General features: G+C 42.3%; 18 protein-coding genes and 1 pseudogene. 9 read left to right on the forward strand and 10 right to left on the reverse strand.

The annotated features are described in order from the left end of the window. Window positions 1-1,665: 1,665 nt before the first annotated feature. The 8 genes from F6J99_RS24850 to F6J99_RS24885 form a co-directional block, all read right to left on the reverse strand. Window positions 1,666-1,857, reverse strand: coding sequence for a hypothetical protein (locus tag F6J99_RS24850; protein WP_293116271.1), 192 nt, complete (start codon window positions 1,855-1,857; stop codon window positions 1,666-1,668). Between the two features lie 185 nt (window positions 1,858-2,042). Then, window positions 2,043-2,291, reverse strand: coding sequence for a hypothetical protein (locus F6J99_RS24855; RefSeq protein WP_293116273.1), 249 nt, complete (start codon window positions 2,289-2,291; stop codon window positions 2,043-2,045). A 219-nt stretch (window positions 2,292-2,510) separates the two neighbouring features. Continuing rightward, window positions 2,511-3,440 carry an RNA-guided endonuclease TnpB family protein gene (locus F6J99_RS24860; RefSeq protein ID WP_293116275.1) on the reverse strand — a complete coding sequence of 310 codons (930 nt, stop codon included), beginning with the start codon at window positions 3,438-3,440 and terminating at the stop codon, window positions 2,511-2,513. 21 nt (window positions 3,441-3,461) lie between these two features. Then, window positions 3,462-3,713, reverse strand: coding sequence for a helix-turn-helix domain-containing protein (locus F6J99_RS24865; RefSeq protein WP_293116277.1), 252 nt, complete (start codon window positions 3,711-3,713; stop codon window positions 3,462-3,464). Between the two features lie 156 nt (window positions 3,714-3,869). Continuing rightward, window positions 3,870-5,597, reverse strand: coding sequence for a group II intron reverse transcriptase/maturase (gene ltrA, locus F6J99_RS24870; protein ID WP_293116279.1), 1,728 nt, complete (start codon window positions 5,595-5,597; stop codon window positions 3,870-3,872). A 507-nt stretch (window positions 5,598-6,104) separates the two neighbouring features. Beyond that, window positions 6,105-6,680 (reverse strand): IS607 family transposase, encoded by a 576-nt coding sequence (locus F6J99_RS24875; RefSeq protein WP_293116303.1) that lies wholly within the window; start codon window positions 6,678-6,680, stop codon window positions 6,105-6,107. Window positions 6,681-7,014: 334 nt separating this feature from the next. Continuing rightward, window positions 7,015-7,269 (reverse strand): helix-turn-helix domain-containing protein, encoded by a 255-nt coding sequence (locus F6J99_RS24880; protein WP_293116305.1) that lies wholly within the window; start codon window positions 7,267-7,269, stop codon window positions 7,015-7,017. Between the two features lie 275 nt (window positions 7,270-7,544). Continuing rightward, window positions 7,545-7,769 carry a hypothetical protein gene (locus F6J99_RS24885; RefSeq protein WP_293116281.1) on the reverse strand — a complete coding sequence of 75 codons (225 nt, stop codon included), beginning with the start codon at window positions 7,767-7,769 and terminating at the stop codon, window positions 7,545-7,547. A gap of 110 nt (window positions 7,770-7,879) precedes the next feature. Here F6J99_RS24885 and F6J99_RS24890 point away from each other — a divergent pair, with 110 nt between their 5' ends. The 6 genes from F6J99_RS24890 to F6J99_RS24915 all read left to right on the forward strand — a co-directional run bounded on the left by F6J99_RS24890 (window position 7,880) and on the right by F6J99_RS24915 (window position 12,713). Further along, window positions 7,880-9,151 carry a HAMP domain-containing sensor histidine kinase gene (locus F6J99_RS24890; RefSeq protein ID WP_293116283.1) on the forward strand — a complete coding sequence of 424 codons (1,272 nt, stop codon included), beginning with the start codon at window positions 7,880-7,882 and terminating at the stop codon, window positions 9,149-9,151. Window positions 9,152-9,349: 198 nt separating this feature from the next. Next, the gene (locus F6J99_RS24895; protein ID WP_293116285.1) at window positions 9,350-9,547 is read left to right on the forward strand and encodes a hypothetical protein; all 198 of its coding nucleotides are present in this window, start codon (window positions 9,350-9,352) and stop codon (window positions 9,545-9,547) included. Window positions 9,548-9,608: 61 nt separating this feature from the next. Beyond that, complete coding sequence (locus tag F6J99_RS24900) at window positions 9,609-9,740, forward strand: hypothetical protein (RefSeq protein WP_293116287.1); 132 nt, start codon at window positions 9,609-9,611, stop codon at window positions 9,738-9,740. Window positions 9,741-10,006: 266 nt separating this feature from the next. Then, a complete protein-coding gene (locus tag F6J99_RS24905) occupies window positions 10,007-10,717 on the forward strand; it encodes a fasciclin domain-containing protein (protein WP_293116289.1) in 711 nt (236 codons plus the stop codon). 196 nt (window positions 10,718-10,913) lie between these two features. Continuing rightward, entirely contained in the window at window positions 10,914-11,372 is a 459-nt protein-coding gene (locus F6J99_RS24910) for a BON domain-containing protein (RefSeq protein ID WP_293116291.1), read from the forward strand. Between the two features lie 627 nt (window positions 11,373-11,999). Beyond that, window positions 12,000-12,713 carry a class II aldolase/adducin family protein gene (locus F6J99_RS24915; protein WP_293116293.1) on the forward strand — a complete coding sequence of 238 codons (714 nt, stop codon included), beginning with the start codon at window positions 12,000-12,002 and terminating at the stop codon, window positions 12,711-12,713. A 450-nt stretch (window positions 12,714-13,163) separates the two neighbouring features. On the opposite strand, the pseudogene F6J99_RS24920 reads toward F6J99_RS24915, so the two are convergent. Continuing rightward, a pseudogene (locus tag F6J99_RS24920) lies at window positions 13,164-14,176 on the reverse strand (IS4 family transposase). Window positions 14,177-14,726: 550 nt separating this feature from the next. Between F6J99_RS24920 and F6J99_RS24925 the strand changes: the two are divergent. The 3 genes from F6J99_RS24925 to F6J99_RS24935 all read left to right on the forward strand — a co-directional run bounded on the left by F6J99_RS24925 (window position 14,727) and on the right by F6J99_RS24935 (window position 17,763). Continuing rightward, window positions 14,727-16,211, forward strand: a complete 1,485-nt coding sequence (locus F6J99_RS24925) for an aldehyde dehydrogenase family protein (RefSeq protein WP_293116295.1) — start codon at window positions 14,727-14,729, stop codon at window positions 16,209-16,211. A 96-nt stretch (window positions 16,212-16,307) separates the two neighbouring features. After that, window positions 16,308-16,640 carry a hypothetical protein gene (locus tag F6J99_RS24930; RefSeq protein ID WP_293116297.1) on the forward strand — a complete coding sequence of 111 codons (333 nt, stop codon included), beginning with the start codon at window positions 16,308-16,310 and terminating at the stop codon, window positions 16,638-16,640. 202 nt (window positions 16,641-16,842) lie between these two features. Further along, a complete protein-coding gene (locus tag F6J99_RS24935) occupies window positions 16,843-17,763 on the forward strand; it encodes an N-acetylmuramoyl-L-alanine amidase (protein ID WP_293116299.1) in 921 nt (306 codons plus the stop codon). A gap of 134 nt (window positions 17,764-17,897) precedes the next feature. Here F6J99_RS24935 and F6J99_RS24940 read toward each other — a convergent pair whose 3' ends face one another. After that, window positions 17,898-18,605, reverse strand: a complete 708-nt coding sequence (locus tag F6J99_RS24940; RefSeq protein ID WP_293116301.1) for a hypothetical protein — start codon at window positions 18,603-18,605, stop codon at window positions 17,898-17,900. Window positions 18,606-18,765: the final 160 nt, after the last annotated feature.

Genomic DNA, 18,765 nt, shown 5'->3' on the forward strand with positions numbered 1-18,765 from the left:
AAAAGCCCGCGCGAGCAAGATGCTCGCACTACCTTCTGTGTTTGAACGCAACTCGGTATCAGGCGTTACTGATTCTGGCTATGATTCCGCGACCCCCAATCCTGGGGGAGAAAAGTAAGTTAAAGTCCCCCCCGGTGCGCTTTCCGTAGGCGAATTTAATTCGCCACGGGTCGCACCGAAAAGTTGGGGGATAATGGTGGCATTACCAAAACCAGACGATGTAAATTAATACTTTAATAAGCAGATGCACAAAATTAATTACACATTTCCAAAAGCTCAAAGCCTTACATTGTAAGGGTTACAGAGATTGGGAGTAGGGAATTAATTTTGTAATGGTGCTTACCAACAGGGGTCTTTTTTGGGCTGGCATTTACGGACCCAACCCAAGCAGGGATTCCAGACCCAGTCACATGGGTTCCATCCTTTCGGTTTACAATCACCTCCGTTGATTTGATCCATCGCCACATCTGTATGGTTGAGCTCAGTCAAAAAGCTCTCTGATTCCTGAACATCATTAATTGTTATAAGTGCCATTGAGACAAATCTCCTGATGAATTGGTTAAGTTTGGAACGAAAATTTCCACACTCGACCCACTAGAATCCTGGAGATTCTTTTTTAGTGATTAACTCTATAGGCTCCTAGTTGGAGTTACCCATACCTATGATCGAGTTTTGGGATAATCCAAGACCCTAGGGAGTTTTAAGCACCATGTTTAACTTGGCAACCACAAACTTTGGAAGTAAGGGCACCCTGAATAAGGCAAAAACAGCTATCTTACCGATGGGGGCACAATTAAAGTTGCCACCCATTTATTTTTTTCGTTCTCTAGAGAGAATCGTAATTCATTGACTGGAGAAAATCAAGTCCTAGGGCGGCTAAATTCTTTAAGAATTATCAATTATGAAGGCTAAATTCTTCAAGAAGTATGAATTGTGAAGGGTGTATTATAAAGTAAGTATGAATTGTGAAGGGTGTATTATAAAGTAAGTATGAATTGTGACTGAATAAGGATGAATTATTAAAAATCACTAGGAATTATTAAAAATCACTAGGAATTATTAAGGATGAAGGATGGATCACTAGACCTCTTGCCAAAGTCTTGTCTTGATGTAGCCCCTCCCCACTCGCGCTTTGCATCAAGACAATGTGTTTAAGTATAGGGTTTTTATTTGAGATGTAAACATAGAATTGATAGGAAAAGTGAAAAGGTAACAGGTCAGAGGGAACAGTAGGAAAGAGCTCCGAAGAGTTTTTGATGTTATGAGAAATCAGCAAGATTGTTCATGACCTATTTGTAAATCCGTAATATCAAGTTCGGATGATTACTTATAATTAGGTTTGGCGGGTCCTCGGCCACCAGTCAAAGCAAGTCAGCCCCCCAATAAGCGTCTTGCTGACCTCAGGGGGTGACAACAAGGCTAAAAACTAGACAGGGTGTAGGGTGTGGGGGGTAGGGGGTGGGGAAAATAGAAGCGATGCAGCGCGGTCTTGGGAAGGCAGCGCGGTCTTGGGGGTTCCCCCGGAGACGAAACCTGTTTATTGTGGAGCCAAAATAGTTAGCAGGTTATGCAGAAAAGGGTTAAATATTTGTTAATAGCGATGCAGCTTCGGAACAGGGGGTTTCCCCCACTCGCGCTTTGCATGGCTGACAAGGCGACCCTATCTTACGGTAACTTCAAGGCCTGCCGACCCTTGGCCGTAGGCCACACCAAAGGCGAACGCGAACAAACCATGAGCGACTGCCGTGGTTTCCCCCACTCGCGCTTTGCATGGCTGACAGCGATGCAGCGCGGTCTTGGGGAGGCAGTGCGGTCTTGGGGGTTCCCCCCATGAGCAACTGCCGTGGTTTCCCCCATGAGCGACTGCATCAAGACAGGGAATTTGGAGTGATCCGGTGGGATAACAATCGCTCCGAAACCTGATTAAACGATCCAATGCCACCTAGCCAGCTCCTGATCTTCCCCTACACCCGTCACCCCACACCCGGTCACCCTGTAAGGCTTTGAACGCGCACGCGTGGCCTTTTGGCCAAGGCTGTTTGTCACCCCGTCAGCTTGCTGACCCAGCAATTGCTGACAACGATAGACCAATAAATCCTCGTTCGGAGTTGATATTTTTGGGGGAATGATTGGCCACAATCTCGCGTTTCCAGCGGCCACAACCTTTCCGCAGGTTGCAACTGAGTCGAATGTAACGGTAGCTCAAACAGATGAATCCCAACAGGTAACACCACATCTAATGGGATGTGCCATCCCGCTTGGTCTACCACTAGTAGCACTCGTTTATTCAAATCCCATTGAAATTCTCGGGCAAAATCTGCTAATACAAGGGTTGAACAATTGTGTATTCACCAATGGCAAAAGCCACCAATAGGTTTCTCCCGACTCCGGGTGAACAAAAGCATAGACCCACTGCTTTGTAAAACTGATATAACGCGGTATAATTAGCACGTTAACGTTTACTTCCTGCTTCTTCCAAAAACTTGGGTTGCGTGAGGGGTCGGCCCTACTCACTTACACAGGCTATCACCAAGAAGCCCGTGGGCTTTATGCTGTAAATTCACACTTGCGTTGTAATCCCTGTCCTTGACGGCACCGCAAGCGAAGCAGCTAAAAACTCGTTGTGTTAGTGGCATTTCTTGAATGTAACCACAACTAGAACAGGTTTTAGAGGATGGAAAAAACCGATCGGCAAACACTAATTCACAGCCGTACCATTCGGATTTATATTCTAGTTGGCGACGAATCTCATAGAAGGCAGAATCAGCAATAGCACCTGCTAGTTTATGATTTTTCAACATACCGGACACATTCAAGTCTTCTAACCCTATGACAGCGTGGTTCTTGCTAAGCCAGGAGGTTAATTTATCAATGGTATCTTTCCGGATGTTAGTGACTCGTTGGTAGGTTTTGGCTAGTTTCAATCTGGCCTTATCCCTATTCAATGAGCCTTTTTCTTTTCTAGCTAATTGTCGCTGAAGTAATGCTATCTTCTTTTGAGCCTTTTTGTAAGCTCGTCGATTAGGAAATACAGTTCCATCTGAGCAAGTCGCGAGAACTTTCACCCCAACATCAACACCTAAATAGTCTCTGGTTTTAACTGTAGGTTCGGGGTCAAACTCATAAGCTACAGACAAATACCAAGAGTCCGCCACTCGACTGATGGTTATTCGTTTAGTCTGGATTTCAGGTAAAGGTTCATAAGTCCTAACCCATCCAATAAAGGGAAGCTTTAACCTTCTCCCTTCAAAAACCATAACCTTACCGCAGTTATCAAGGGTAAAGCGATCATTTCGTCCTTTTTTCTTAAATTTAGGATGTTGAGCCGTACCTTGGAAAAAGCGCTTGAATGCTTCACCTAAATGCAGAAAGGCAAACTGATAAACTCTTGAACTTAGGGTAGACTGCCAGGGATAATCGGGAGCATCCCATTTTTTCACATAACACTTTAAATTATGCTTTTAATCCCTAGTATTTTCGTTAGTTTGAGCAATGGATTTGCCAAATTGGGATGCTCCCGGATAATCAGGCTTGACGTGATTGGTATAGAACTTTTTGAGCTTGTTAGTTGACAGTTTTAGTTCCTCTTTATAAGCCTCGTTCCACATCCGAAGCGCCCAATTCCAAATCCATCTTGAATAACCGGCGTGTTGAGCCATTAAGGTTTTCTGTTTGTTATTCAGTTTTAACTTGGTTTTGAAGGCTCTTTGCATAATTCGGGATCATTTTTGAACAGAGTCTTGTATTTTCTTAGTCCATACAATCGACTTGAAAAACAGTGAAGAATTGCCAGGATGTCGGGTAGGGAATCAATGTCACCATTTCTTCCCCCCCTAAGAACCGGACTTGACACTTTCATATCATCCGGCTCAAGCCTTTGACTTCTCAGACCGTGACCCTGTATGTATATGTAGATGACAGGCTCTATGTACATGGACTAAGTTTGTAGAATCGTCCGTTCCCCCATCTTTTACCCTGACTATGTGATGGGTATGTAGTTCTTCTCCATTGAACAGATTTTCACCGCATATCGGGCATTTCCATTTTTGATTCTCGGCGACTTTATAGTACTTTGAATCTTTATCCCATCGGGTTTTCCCCAATGTGGTTTTTCGTTTTTCCCAATATTTGGCTAGGGTGGGGTTGTCGGGGGATGAGGTGTCTTTGACTTTGACGTGACGTACAATCGGGATTTTAGAAATTTTATTTACCGAGTTTGTCTTTAGGTTACCACGTCTATCTTTGACTTTTGTAGCGAATATCCATTGCCTCCCTTCCAATGGTTGGTAGTATTTGTTCTTAACCCACTTCTTCCCTTTGTTGGGGTGTCTCCTGATTGCCCAATTCCATAGCATTTCATGAACCATGTGGTCAATGTAGGAGAATACCTCTTTACTAACACCCGTTCTGTAGTAGTTTGCCCATCCTATTAATTGTTGATTGATGTTTTGTATGACTATTTCTTGGGGGAGTGACTTATTTGGCTTGAGCCAGTTTCTTAATTTCTGGAGAAAAGCTAGCACTTTTTCCTTTTGTGGTTTAGTGAGAAGCTTTCCTCTATATTGGCGTAGGTTATATCCAAGGTAATTAATTCCTTGTCCTATCTGGGCGATAGAGGTTTTTTCTTTGTTTAGAGTCAGTCCCCTTTCACTTAGCCACTTTTCAACGATGGGTACTACGGCTTTGATATCTTTTTCGTTTCGAGCGGTGATAATGAAATCATCTGCGTAACGACAGTAACCGTACATGGGAGATTTCACTTTTTCCTTTTGCCCCTTGCGTTTGCCACTTTTTCTGGTTTGGATGGTTATTTTTTGATACTTCTTGAGAAGTTCATCTAACCCATCTAAAGCAATATTTGCTAGTAGTGGACTGATGATACCGCCCTGGGGTGTCCCACTTTCTGTTACGTTAAATATCTCTGCCTCAACATATCCTGCTTTCAGCCATTGTTTTATTAACTCTCTTCCTGGTAGTTTACCAATAGTTTTGAGTATAAATAAATGGTTTATGTTATCAAATGCTCCTTTGATATCCGCGTCTAATACCCATTTATCTTTTCCTCTTTGAAGTCGAAGGAAACATTGTTCGATAGCGTCGAGAGCGCTTCTTCCTGGTCTAAATCCATAGGAATTGGCTTCAAACTGGGCTTCAAAGTGCGGTTCATAGGAGTTCTTGACTACTGCTTGTAAGACTCGGTCTTTAATTGTGGGAATTCCTAACGGTCTCCTTTTTCCGTTTGCTTTTGGTATGTAGACTCTCCTAGTTGGCGATGCCTTCCATGGAGTGTTTTTTGTCATTTCCCTCACCAGTTTCTCCCTTTCTCTAGGGGTCAAAGCAGTTTGGTTGTCAATTCCGGCTGTCTTTTTCCCCTGATTCTCTTGGGTTACTCGTCTTACTGATAGTAGCAGGTTGGAGTGACTACGTAGCATGAGTTTCATTAGGCTTTTGACCTTTTTCCACTCCCCGTTCTGAGTTGCCCGATAAATTCTTTGTCTTAGTTTCCTAACGTTCCTTTTTACGGACTTCCAGTTAATGTCCGTCCATTCTAAGGTTTGTCCCTTGATTCCAATACCATTACTGGTTCTATCTTTCATCTAGGAAAGGATTCTTTACAAAGGTTTATCGTTTAAGACCAGTTGGAAGTCTGCCATCTTTCGATGTGGGGTAATTGAACCCCTATTCTCTGCATTACACAGGGACATTTGCTTTTTCCAACCTCCTTTACCCTCTGAGTGATTCATCTTCCTTGCGGTTGACTTACTCAATTAGTTTTGAGAACTCATAGGGCTTACCGTGTTTCGTGCGTAGAACCTTCGTTCCATTTGGGTTCCTCCTATACTCCGGCAGAAGCTAAGTCCAGTCGTAATTAGCGAAGACATCTAATTACTCGTCCTGCTCACCTTTTGGTCAAAGTGTATCAGCCTTATTTCACTCATCAATGGATAACGGAGCTTGGGGAGATTCACTTTCGTTAACCCTTTTGGAACTTTCCCTGGCAAAACGTACCTCTTTAGGCTGGAAGTATGTTCGGCTTTTGTGCCTTGCTATCTGCCAATTTCATTACTTACTTTTGACACCGGCGAAGTCTAAGACTCTTTTACCTAGGAACAGGAAGAAAGGATTTCCTGGAGGAGACGGCTCCTCTGTTCTTGTGGAATGAGTTCCACTATACGCACGACTTCACGTCGCACATCTTCTACCATTTCTTCTTGTGGTGAAAGTTCCTTTTCATTGAGAACAATCAACTCACACTTATTTTGTTCACAAAGCCAGTTAAACAAATCAAAACCAAATCGAGCCAGCCTATCTTTATGAGCAACAACTACTCGACTGACTTCACCTTTAAGAATTTGACTGAGAAGTTCTAGTAGTTTTTTTCGCTTAAAGTTCAATCCTCCACCAACTTCTTTAATAGTTCTGGCTTCTGGGTATAAAGCTTGCAATTGGGCCACTTGCCTGTTTAAATCTGGCTTCTGAGCATGACTAGAAACTCGACAATAAAGCACTGTTTGTTTTTTGACACTGAAGGAGTGAGTATAGGATTCTACATCATATCTCCGTTGTCCTGATGGTGTTTTAATTGCTTGGATAATTCCGGCCTTTTCCCATCTAGCTAACGTCCTGACGTTAACGCCTAGTAACTCAGAAGCTTCTTTAGGTTTAAGATACTTGGTCACCTGACTAATGTTGACAACATACTTATAGTAGCGTGTTGTACCGTAAAATGTCAACTAAGTTTTGTCTCTCTTGGTGCGCATTCACCCTTGTCGGGAAACCCGACCGGGGTCGCACCGCAACCACGCTCTATTGATGTTTGACCTGGGCAATTGGTTGTTCCCCCTCAACTGTCCAGACTCGACGCATCACTGGCAGTAGCCCCAAACGATGTTCGTCCATTCCCCAGACCTCAATGTCTGCGATCGGGTATTTGGCTTGAAGATATGCCAGGTCTAAAGGTCATTTTTTTTCCACTGCTGTTGGCGGGAGTTCGGAAGTTTCCTGATCTTGGGGTCATTGGACTATAGCGCGATAACCCATGTCCCGAAGATATTCCCATCCTCGATAACGGCTAATCCGAACTCCTGTCAATTCACTTAACCAATCCGCTACCAAACGACCGTTCCATAACCCTCCATCAGGAGCCGGTCCGGTTAGGACTTGCCACAGTTGTGCAAGTTGTAGATCATTGAGTTGAGTTGGTTTTCCCGGATTTGAGTGTCGTCGATCGCCCAAAGCATTTGGTCCGTGCTGGTTATAACGTCGCAGAAGTTGGGTTTATCTAAATTCGGCTATAACCAGTAACTTCGAGCTTCCGTTGCTGGAGTTTTCCCATCGGCAAGTAACCAGATGATTTGATAGTGACACCCGTTCCACCTCCGAGGTGCTCGCCCGGTAACGAGAGTAGAGTTCCTCCGAACTCAAATGGGATTCAACAGTGACGGTTTTTGGCATAGCGAGTGGCAATGCAATGTTTTTTCAGAGGAAGGGAAGCTTGATTATAACTAATTATCCGAACTTGATATAATTCCACTATTCAGTTGTTACCGTTGAAAGTTGGCAGGTTGAAAGTTGGCAGGTTGAACGCGATGGACGAAGTCCCGCTTTGCTGCGAAGCGCGTGGCCTTTTGGCCAAGGTTCCCTTTGGCGTTCGGTGTAGGGTAGGTTGCAGGTTTAAGGTTGGTAGGTTGAAAGTTGGCAGGTTGTTCGCCTTTGGCGTTCGGTGTAGGGTAAGTTGACGGCGTTCGTGAAGCAACGAATGATATCAAGTATAGTTGGGTCAGTTACCGATTACCAATTACTAATTACGTCAGCTGACAGCTGACGGCTGAATGCTTACCTAATTACCAATTACTAATTACTAATTACTAATTCCCAGATGTTTAAAGGTTTGCGCTGGCGTCTTCTGTTGTATTACCTGATGGTAATGGCGGCAATTTTAAGTGTATTTGGTGCGGGTGTGTATGTGTTTTTAACACAGAGTCTGTACCAGCAACTTGACAAAAAACTACGGACTTTAGCCCAATCCGCCGCCCCATCATTTACAGAAGTAGAAGTGAAAGGGAGTCAATACATTGAACAAGTTGATGAAGTCCCCTGGCGAGATATCTTTAACCGAGACCAACAAAGCCTAGAATGGTTTGATGCTAACGGTCAACTATTGGCAAGGCGAGGTGTGATTGTGTTGACTTTCCCACCAAAACTGGGTTCGTGGACTCTACAACTCCCTGAGACATCAGAGCCAATTAGGACTTTTACAATTTCTGTCTTTAAAGACACCTCGAAACCAAGCCAGCCATCCCTAGAGGGGTATATTCGAGCCAGTCAATCCACAGAGGATGTAGAAATTGTCCAAAGCCAACTATTTTGGGGATTAGGAATGGGAGGAATGATCGCTCTAGGGTTTGTTGGTATCGGTGGACTTTGGCTGACCCAGAAAGCTCTTGAGCCGATTGAGCAAAGTTTTAAGCAGCTTAAACAGTTTACTGCTGATGCCTCCCATGAATTGCGCAGTCCTCTGACAGCAATTAAAGCCTCTGTGGATGTGATGCGAAATCATCCTGAGCGCATTCATCCCAAGGATGCTAAGAAGTTAGTGGCTATTGCTAGCGCTACAGATCAGATGAGCCACTTAGCAGAAGACTTACTATTTTTAGCTCGTACTGATGCAGCCTTGTCAATTCCGACCCGAAAGTCAGTCCCAATTTCCCTCAATACAGTTTTGCAGAATGTGGTGGAATTGCTAGAATCATTTGCTCAAGATAAGCAGATTTCTTTGGAATATAACTGCCTGACAACAGTCTCTGTAATTGGGGATGAAGGGCAACTGACCCGTTTATTTTCCAACTTGCTAGAGAATGCCCTGCAATACACACCCTCTAAAGGAAAAGTGGTTGTTACTGTTGTCAAACAGAATCGCTGTGCCCTGGTCATGATTGAGGATACTGGCATTGGTATTGCCCCTGAACATCAGCCGTTTGTATTTGATCGCTTCTGGCGTGCAGATAAAGCTCGTTCTCGCCGAGAGAGGGGTACCGGGTTGGGACTTGCGATCGCTCAAGCAATCACTCACAGTCATGGGGGAAAAATCACCCTTACCTCTCAGGTTGGGGTTGGTAGCTGCTTTGAGATACGTTTACCGCTGGTTTAGGAAAATAGCTTCTAGGTTGGGATTTTATTGTCTGATTATTATAGCATTATCCTAATCTCTAATCTCTAATGCCTAATGCCTAATCCCTAATCTCTAATCCCTAACTTCCTTACCGACTTTTTTACTTTTGGGTAATAATCTCAAACTATGAAGCCCAGGAAATCATCAATTTAGTTGGGAGGTACTGTGGTGAATCAAATGCAGCAAATACTAAACAATAACAATAGTTCCGGGTTAGGGTGGGTATTTCAAGGCTTGATTCTAGCAGGTCTAACCCCCCAACAGGCACAAGATGAAATTCAGGGTAATTTAGACTCTGGCACCCTCAAAATTTTCGGGGAACTTGCCAAAACGTCTATAGGTAGATTGTGCCTAGGAGGAAATCATCCTTGTTAGGTGCGCTTTCCGTTGGCGAATTAAATTCGCCACGGGTCGCACCTCTTGATGCAAAGCGCGAGTGGGGGAAACCACGGCAGTCGCTCATGGGGGGAACCCCCAAGACCGCGCTGCCTTCCCAAGACCGCGCTGCATCGCTCTTATACCAATACCAAATACCAATACCAATTCTCTAAATACCTGCAACAGATAAACTGCCCCTTTTGGGAATGGGGAATGGGGAATGGTGGGAAAATTTGGTTAATTAATCATGAGGCTTCCAGACTTGATATAACTTAGCTTTCCAATCAGTGAGAGTGTTGAGAGTGTATAGTTATCAATTTTTAACCATTCATTAATTAATAGGTTTAGACAACCGATCTGGTTTGATAGTGATGATGACTATATCTCGATCACTATACCTCGAACAATTAGTTGGAAAGCGTCAACTATACCTAGCATTCAGGAGAGATGATCTAAATGAAAACTCGCATTAAGTTGCTAACAGGTATTCTGGGATTAAGTGCTCTGATCAGTTTCCCTGCAATAGCGCAAGAAAAAACAGAAAACTCAGTTAAAGATGCTCTCAATGGTGCAACTGAGTCTATGACTGAGTCTATGGTAGAAAGCGCCCCCGATTCCTTGAATAAACCCCTTCAAGAGGGTAAAAAGGTAGAAATGCCAGCTACCACTGAAACTGAATCTACAACCAGTAACCTAGTAGAGCAAGCTGCGAGCAATGATCAATTCCAAACCCTTGTCAAAGCAATTGAGGCAGCGGGCTTAACGGAAACCTTAGCAGGTGAAGGACCCTACACAGTATTTGCTCCCACCGATGATGCTTTTGCTGCACTGCCAGCAAAGACCTTAGACAGTCTATTACTACCAGAAAACAAAGAAGTACTGGTAAAGCTGCTAAAGTATCATGTTGTAAGTGGTGCAGTTCCTAGCAGTGAAATCCAGTCGGGAGAAATTACCACTATCGCTGGAAAATCAGTGACAGTACAAGTAGGTGAAGACGGTAATGTTAGTGTCAACAATGCCCAGGTAACTCAAGCAGATATTGAAGCCACTAACGGCATTATTCATGTTGTTGACCATGTAATTCTGCCCTCAAGATCTCATGCTCAATCGGAACCAGAACCAACAGGAGTCATGGGAAATTCAGATTTAGAAAATTCAGCTCACTAAGTTTGGTGTTTTTGGGAATTATATCCCGTATGTTTGACTACTTAGTAGTCAGGTTAATTCGGAAAGTAAATCGTTTAAATAGTGTAAGTGTTAACTTTATAATTAACACTTAATACGTCCCAATTTGCCTGAATAAGAAGTAATCAACCGGACTCAATTGGAGTAAATAAAAGTAGAGAACAAGGAGAAACTAAAGATGAATAAGTTGATGCCAATTTTACTAGGTGGAGTGATTCTGTTTGGTGCTGCTGCTTGCGATGAAGCTAAAACAAGTGATGAAGCCTCCTACTCTATAGATCAAAAAGATGAAGAACTAGTCACCTTACGGCCTGAAGGAAACCAAGGGGATGCCATGCTCCAAGGAACCCAAGAGGAAATCGAGTCCAAGATTGGAACTACTCAAGAGCAAAATCAAGCCTTGGGTAACTTAGAAAACCTTGATGATGATGACCAACTAGCCAATTTAGTACTCAATAATTTGGCAACCAATCTCCCCAATAGCCAGTTAGAAGTTGAAGCGGCAGAGGGAATTGTGACTATCTCAGGAAAAGTCTCGTCTGATGATCAATTGAGTCAGATTGCACCTTTGGCAATCCAGGTTGAAGGTGTTCAGAGCGTGGATGTTCAAGCTACTGTCAAAGAGCCAAACAGCTGATCGCTGATCTGGTCAAGTACCACTCTGTTGTTGCCAATGTTACCTAATTGATGTAATTATCTAATCCATAGAGAGGAGTTAGTCGCCTATTGCTGTTGCCATAGTGGTAGGCGACTTTTGTTGTTGAGTGTTCCTCGGCTTTAATTCATGCTGTAGCCATCCGATTGGAGTTGTGAAACAGTGTAAAAGCGGAAAGATGGGGAAGATGGTTAAAAGGAGAAAGAGGGTCAGGAGGGTGAAAATGCTTAGGTACGCTTTACGTGATGGCGAACGCGCCCCGCGTGACCTACGGTCAAGGGATTGCTCGCCATCACGGGTCGCTCTTGAAGAATAGTATCCCGTGTTATTGTCAATAAATTAATTACCATGGCTATACATAGCAATTGATTGTGATTGCAGCAAGGGTAAGAATACCGATAAAAAGATTAAGATTGGCTTGGATTATCGGTGTATCGGTGTTTATAGCAATCTTGTATGATTCCTCAACAGTGACAGTTCACAACTCAAACTGATGAACTAGGGGAGTATTGTTTGCCTAGGAATTAGGATTGCTATATCCTTGTGGTGCTCAAGGGGGATAGGATTGTTGATAAAGTCCCTAAATTTCCCGATCAGGTGCAACTTAGTATGATCATCAAGTCAATCCCTGTTGAAACCATAACCGCCCAGCAGATGATTGATACTTGTCTTCGCATGAACAGTCTTGGTATCAATCAAGGTACCAGTGGTAATGTCAGTGTCAGGGTTAGAGACAGTATCGGTGAGGCAATAGCAATTACTCCCAGTGGACTAGACTACGAAGACCTAACTCCTGATAAACTCTGCAAAATTTACTTCGGCAAAGACAAAGAACCTGTTTTTGCTGAGAATAATCGTTATTTACCCAGCAGTGAATGGCGATTTCACTATGACATACTTTTGAATCGAACTGATGTCAATGCTATTGTCCATACTCATAGCATCCATGCTACAGCATTGGCTTGTATGGGTATAGCTATACCCAGTTTTCATTATATGGTGGCTAGGACAGGTGGGAGCAGTATAAAAGTAGCTGATTATGCTACCTTTGGCACTCAAGAACTTAGCAACAACGCCCTAAAAGCACTGGGAAATTCCCTTGCCTGTTTGTTAAAAAATCATGGTATGATTGCCTGTGGCAAAGATATAAGGCACGCTCTGAAAGTCGCCCAAGAGCTAGAAACCTTGGCTCAAATGTATATCAAAATCCTCAGTGTTAACAAGATTTATGGAGAACCTCAATTATTGAGTGAGGAAGAAATGCAGATAGTTATAGACAAGTTTAAAACCTATGGAGTTCAGCCAAACATTGAGAATGGGTGATTAGATAGTAATATTTTATAGAATTTATCAAATAATCAAATAGTTTAGGTACACAAGTTTTGGATTTTAGTAAATAGGGAATAGGGAATAGGGAATAGGGAATAGGGAATAGGGAATAGGGAATAGCGGATCTGGTAAAAAATAGGTGTTTAGAGGATATCTGAAAAGTTTTTTGATACTGAATTTTGCCCCCCTAGCCCCCCAATTCTGGGGGGAACAAGAATCAATTTGTTGCTAAAAGTCCCCGAAAATTGGGGGATTTAGGGGGCTTGAATGTAGCAAATGAGACTTCTCAGACAACCTCTTAGAATCTAGGTGTATGGAATCTCATTAATATCAGAAGCTCTATAGATATTACCATAGGGATAATTAGGAATACCAGAAATGTTGAATCCACCTAATTATGTAAATAACATTAGACACACTACACCTATAACACGCCAGATAACTTCACGAAAATACCATCTTATAAAACCAATGGACATAGCTAATATTTTCACACATAAAAGCTTGTAAATATCGGAGCTTGTCTAAAAGTTTATTGCCGAAATATTTCGGAATAACAACTAATTGTAATAAGACATAAGCGATGAGACAGGTATAGATTTGAATCTCAATTCCATTAACATTCTTTGTTATTAATCTATCGAGTTTTAGATGCATCTTCAAAAACTTCCAGAACAACTCTATTTGCCACCGTAAACGATAAAAATTCCCAACTTCTTCATTACTTATTCCTGATTCACCTGCTTCTGGTAGGTTAGTAACTAGTCTAAATTCCGTCTGAGTTTCGACATCACAAAAGTTGACCACTCTCGCTTCTACTTGATCTTTTTCTGTTCCGATTAGGTTCTGCCCATCCTCCAACATTTCTAGCTTGACATTGTTTTTAATTCTTAAGACAAAATAACGATTATCTTTGCTCTTTAGGGTTTGGATTCTCAGCAAACTCGCAAATCCTCTATCCATTACACTGACTCCGTTTTTGGGAGTTTCTTCTAGTGTTAAGTCCCCATATTTGCTATCGTGCCCTTGGCCAAAATGAACCAGTATTCCCCCTCTGCCGTTAATAAATTTAATCCACTAAATAGTTTAACTTGATGAAATCCTTGATTCCATAACAACTTACTGGTCAAGGTAACTATTCTTGAATCTATAGGAAACAATGCTAATTTATTTTTATCTATCTTTTGGCTTTTTTTGAGATTATTTATTAAGTCAACGAACAAATTATAAAACACCATTGGATTTCTCACTTTGCTCGCCTTAGAAAAAGTCGATATGTCTACGTCTATACCACGCACATTTAGACGCTTGAATAAACTTCTCATACTAATTTGGCTTTGATCTAGAACAAATTCTAGCCAGGTTGACACAAATAAGAAAGTATTGAGGACTGGATAATCATCATCAGGTAGTTTCCCTAGGTGTTTTTTGACTATTTTTGGAAAATTTGATATCATCGAAATAACATTTTGTTTTTTTTGTTAGCCTCTAGTTTATCAAATTAGAGGCTATTTGTCTAGGTTTTTAATTGTCATTCAACATTTGTGTAGGGATACTATAGTTAAAGTATTAACAAAATTCAGCAAAAAATTAAAATAAGTTAACAATCGTAAATAAAATATTAATAAAATCTATATTTTTAGTTAAATTTTAAGTTGACAATCCACCATTAGAATTGAGGCTAGCCACTGTTGACGATTTTCTCCAAATATCTGGCAGTATCTCCAAAAATATGTTATACTTTGATGAGTAATCTAGTGTCATTGAAAACATTCTGGTTCCTTGAATTGAAGCCGAAAACCAAAGCTTTAATGATAGTGGTTGCGTTTTCTATTAAACACAGATAATAATTGCGCCAAGAGCGGAACAAAACCGATCTTGGCCTTGGGAGATACCCCCTGGCTGCGAGAGCAGCTTGCATTAGTGGGCTAAAATCTGCAAAGTAGATTTTGGTAGCTAAAAAGTATCGGATGTCATAAAAAATCAACTTAACAACAGGAGACTATTATGGTCACCGCCCCTACACCAAAGGCAACACCAAAGCCAACGGTCAAAATCGGTCAAACTCAGCTGCTGATTAACAACGAATGGGTAGACAGCACCTCCGGGAAACGATTCGAGACGATTAACCCTGCTACAGGAGAGGTGATCTGTGATGTGGCTGAGGCTGATGCCCCAGACGTTGATAAAGCAGTAGTGGCGGCTAGGACAGCCTTTACCAGTGGAGACTGGCCGAAAATGTCGGCCACCCAGCGGGGGGAGTTACTCTACAAGCTAGCTGACTTAATCGAAGCCAACAAGGAAGAAATAGCACGGCTGGAAACCCTAGACAATGGGAAGCCCTATCGTGATTCCTTTAATGCAGATGTGTCTCTAGTCATTGCCTGCTATCGGTACTATGCTGGCTGGGCAGATAAGATTCAAGGCAAAACAATTCCCATCAACGGACCCTACTTCTGCTACACGCGCCATGAACCTGTGGGAGTGGTTGGTCAGATTATTCCTTGGAACTTTCCACTGTTGATGCAAGCTTGGAAGTTAGGCCCAGCATTGGCAGCTGGTAACACCGTGGTGATGAAAACAGCGGAACAGACTCCTTTATCAGCGTTGCGGATCGGTGAACTGATTGTGGAAGCAGGTTTCCCTCCTGGTGTGGTGAATATTCTTTCAGGCTATGGACCAACCGCTGGGGCTGCGATCTCACATCATATGGATATCGATAAAGTTGCCTTTACCGGCTCCACTGAAGTAGGGCATCTAATTATGGAAGCTGCTGCCAAGAGTAACCTCAAGCGCATCACTCTAGAACTTGGTGGTAAAAGTCCTAACATTGTCTTTGCTGACGCTGACATGGATAAAACCATTGAGGGCGCTCACTTTGCCCTGTTCTTTAACCAAGGACAGTGCTGTTGTGCTGGTTCGCGACTGTTTGTGGAAGAGAAGTGCTATGACGAGTTTGTAGACAAGTGTGTGAAACGGGCGCAAAATCGTACAGTTGGTGACCCGTTTGATGCTAACACAGAACAGGGACCCCAAGTGGATCTCGAACAGTTCAATAAGGTGATGAGCTATATTGAGTCTGGTCAGCAGGAAGGAGCTCAGATGTTGTGTGGTGGTGGTCGAGTTGGCGATCGCGGTTACTTCATCGAACCGACAGTGTTTGTTGATGTCCAAGATCAGATGAAGATTGCCCAAGAAGAAATCTTTGGACCAGTGATGAGCATTATTAAGTTCAAAGATATGGATGAAGTGATTCAGCGGGCAAATAATACTATGTATGGCTTAGCCGCAGCTGTATGGACAAAGGATATTACTAAAGCTCATGCGATCGCAAACAATGTCCGTGCTGGTACTGTCTGGGTGAATTGCTACGATGTGTTTGATGCCGCTGCTCCCTTCGGTGGTTTCAAGCAGTCTGGGATTGGTCGTGAACTTGGGGAGTATGGCTTGCAGCAATACACCGAGGTCAAGACAGTTACGGTTAAATTGTAGGATTGTACCAATCTCAAAGCCTGGTTTTTACTATCAATAACCCAAAAAGAAAGCTACAGGATAGTTAGTTGGTAATTTAGGACAAGTTAATGGGTAATGGGGAATTTTAAGCCAATTTCCTATTACCCATTACTTTATGCTGTGCTCAAGCTTCAATTTAAAGTTCAGGTAAGCATTGAGCGGTCAGCGGTCAGCGGTCAGCGGTCAGCGGTCAGTGGTCAGCTAAAGGCTCACCCTGGGCGAACAGCTTTGTGGAACAGGGTTCTAACCTGTGACTTAACTCAGATTAAACAAATGGTTACCTGTTGTCAGCCATGCAAAGCGCGAGTGGGGGAAACCCCCTGTTCCGAAGCTGCATCGCTTATTCAAAAGTACCGATCTAGTAGCACCATCTGTAGCCCATTAGCTGTTCGCGTAGCGTGTGCATAGCACATAAGCTGATAGCTGATAGCTGATAGCTTACGTTATTTTTTAAGATTTCTTGATCCGGATCAATTTAGAAAACAAAAGTGTTCAGTGTGAGTTTTCGAAGGAGCAGTTTATTAAATTTTATTAAGCACCATTGGCTTAAATCCACTAACATAGAAGAGAATTGGAGAAAAGGGCTAATTAGAGAGATTCAGAAGGTTTCATGAAATACGGAATTGATATTGGTCACAACTTGCCCCCTGATACAGGAGCTCAAGGTATCAGAGTAGAAGATGAAATGACTAGAGACGTGGGAACTAGAGTAATTTCCAAATTGAGAGACTTGGGACATCAGGTAGTTGAATGCAAGCCTAAGAGTGCGAGTACTTTGGGCAGCTCGCTGCGGCAACGGTGCAATATTGCCAATGCTAATCGAGTTGATCAGTTTGTTTCAATTCATTTTAATGGGTTTAATGGTCAAGCTAATGGGGTAGAAGTATTTGCGATTAGTGATACTGCCAAAAAAATTGCCCAGCCAGTTTTAGAAAAAATAGTCGAGTTGGGTTACTTCAATAGAAAGGTGAAAAATGGCTCTCATTTATATGTCCTCCGATATACCAATATGCCAGCAATTCTGATAGAAAGCTGCTTTTGTGATTCCCAGAAAGATATGGCACTCTACGATCCAGAAGTATTAGCTAATGCAATTGTTAAAGGATTAACAGGAGAAGAGCCACCCACTACTAAATCTTCCTCTGACGATAATGTGCTGGAATTACAAAAATCTCTCAATCGCCTAAAAATCAAAAGTCCTGCTGGTCAGCCATTAGTAGAAGATGGATCTCTTGGTCAGGGGACTATCGCAGCAATAAAAACATTTCAAGCTATTGTGGGAATTAACCAAACTGGAATTGGTGACTCGACGACATGGCAGACTATTAATCAGATTCTTGAGCAACCCATACTTAGACCTAATCATGCTGGAGGGACCACGGTAAAATATCTCCAACGTCGGGTGGGAACTCAGGCAGATGGTATCTTTGGTTCAGGCACCGCAAGTGCTGTGATCAGATTTCAGAAACAACAAGGCTTAACGGCTGATGGTATCGTCGGACCACAAACTTGGAGTAAATTGATTGACTAGCAAGGCTTTGAGCCACGTTTACCATTCAACAAGCAGTTGCCTCACGTCTCACCCGATCGGGGAGCGTGAGATTAATGGCGGACAGGAATTATATTATAATAATTATATTAGCTCAAGGTAAATTGTTAGGAATATTACTCGTTATTAGTATAGTTTTCCGTTAACAGGATAAGATAGTCTAATGCTCCATATAATCGGGACAATTTATCAATCGTAAAATTTTCGATATTTTGAGTGAAAATGTCCCTTTGTAATCGTCCAAACTGCCATAAATTACCATCAGTAACTATGCCGTAAACAGGACGTTGAATATCTTGAGGTGCGACCCGTGGCGAATTTAATTCGCCAACGGAAAGCGCACCTAAGATTTTTTGGGAAGCTACCAACTCGGCAAGGCATTGCCCCCAACCTTGTTGAAAATCATTTTTCTTCGCTTCAATAAGCGATGCAGCGCGGTCTTGGGGGTTTCCCCCATGAGCGACTGCATCAAGAATAATAACTAAGGGTTTTTCTAAAACCGTTTTTCCTAATTCCGATTTTGTCGAAAATATATAGTCAGGAGTACCTGACAAAACTTGATCATAGAAGATGCTTTTTTGAATCCAGAAAGCATAGGTTTGATAGTATTTTTTATAGAGTTCTCGCAACAATGGTGAAATGATAATTTCACTCCGGGACGCTTCCGAGCTGAATACATCTATTGTTTCTTTATAAAACTCTAGGTCTTTCAAGAAAATTTCGGGTGGTTCAGTGTCTTGAGAAACTATAAATGTTCCTTCTTCGTATTTAATTTGATAGTGTTTCTGTACATCAGCTATAGTTTTAAAGTCACTAAATGCCATAGTTGATCAGTCTCCTGATTGGGTCTAATCATATCTTAGACATCACACTATATCGTTATGATATTGAAACAGATGTACGGCGTAGCCTAAGAGACTGTTGATCAAGTAAATTAAAAAGTATATCTTAAGACAGCGATTAGTCGCTGACTGTATATAAAGA

Source organism: Moorena sp. SIO4G3 (assembly GCF_010692305.1).
In the GTDB taxonomy this organism is placed as follows: Bacteria; Cyanobacteriota; Cyanobacteriia; order Cyanobacteriales; family Coleofasciculaceae; genus Moorena; species Moorena producens_A.

Coding starts and splice junctions, on each gene's coding strand:
- F6J99_RS24865 (WP_293116277.1), bottom strand. CDS start 3,713: ATGCAAAGAGCCTTCAAAACCAAGTTAAAACTGAATAACAAACAGAAA.
- ltrA (WP_293116279.1), bottom strand. CDS start 5,597: ATGAAAGATAGAACCAGTAATGGTATTGGAATCAAGGGACAAACCTTA.
- F6J99_RS24935 (WP_293116299.1), top strand. CDS start 16,843: ATGAAATACGGAATTGATATTGGTCACAACTTGCCCCCTGATACAGGA.
- F6J99_RS24925 (WP_293116295.1), top strand. CDS start 14,727: ATGGTCACCGCCCCTACACCAAAGGCAACACCAAAGCCAACGGTCAAA.
- F6J99_RS24905 (WP_293116289.1), top strand. CDS start 10,007: ATGAAAACTCGCATTAAGTTGCTAACAGGTATTCTGGGATTAAGTGCT.
- F6J99_RS24910 (WP_293116291.1), top strand. CDS start 10,914: ATGAATAAGTTGATGCCAATTTTACTAGGTGGAGTGATTCTGTTTGGT.
- F6J99_RS24915 (WP_293116293.1), top strand. CDS start 12,000: ATGATCATCAAGTCAATCCCTGTTGAAACCATAACCGCCCAGCAGATG.
- F6J99_RS24940 (WP_293116301.1), bottom strand. CDS start 18,605: ATGGCATTTAGTGACTTTAAAACTATAGCTGATGTACAGAAACACTAT.
- F6J99_RS24895 (WP_293116285.1), top strand. CDS start 9,350: ATGCAGCAAATACTAAACAATAACAATAGTTCCGGGTTAGGGTGGGTA.
- F6J99_RS24930 (WP_293116297.1), top strand. CDS start 16,308: ATGGGGAATTTTAAGCCAATTTCCTATTACCCATTACTTTATGCTGTG.
- F6J99_RS24890 (WP_293116283.1), top strand. CDS start 7,880: ATGTTTAAAGGTTTGCGCTGGCGTCTTCTGTTGTATTACCTGATGGTA.
- F6J99_RS24850 (WP_293116271.1), bottom strand. CDS start 1,857: ATGGGGGAAACCACGGCAGTTGCTCATGGGGGGAACCCCCAAGACCGC.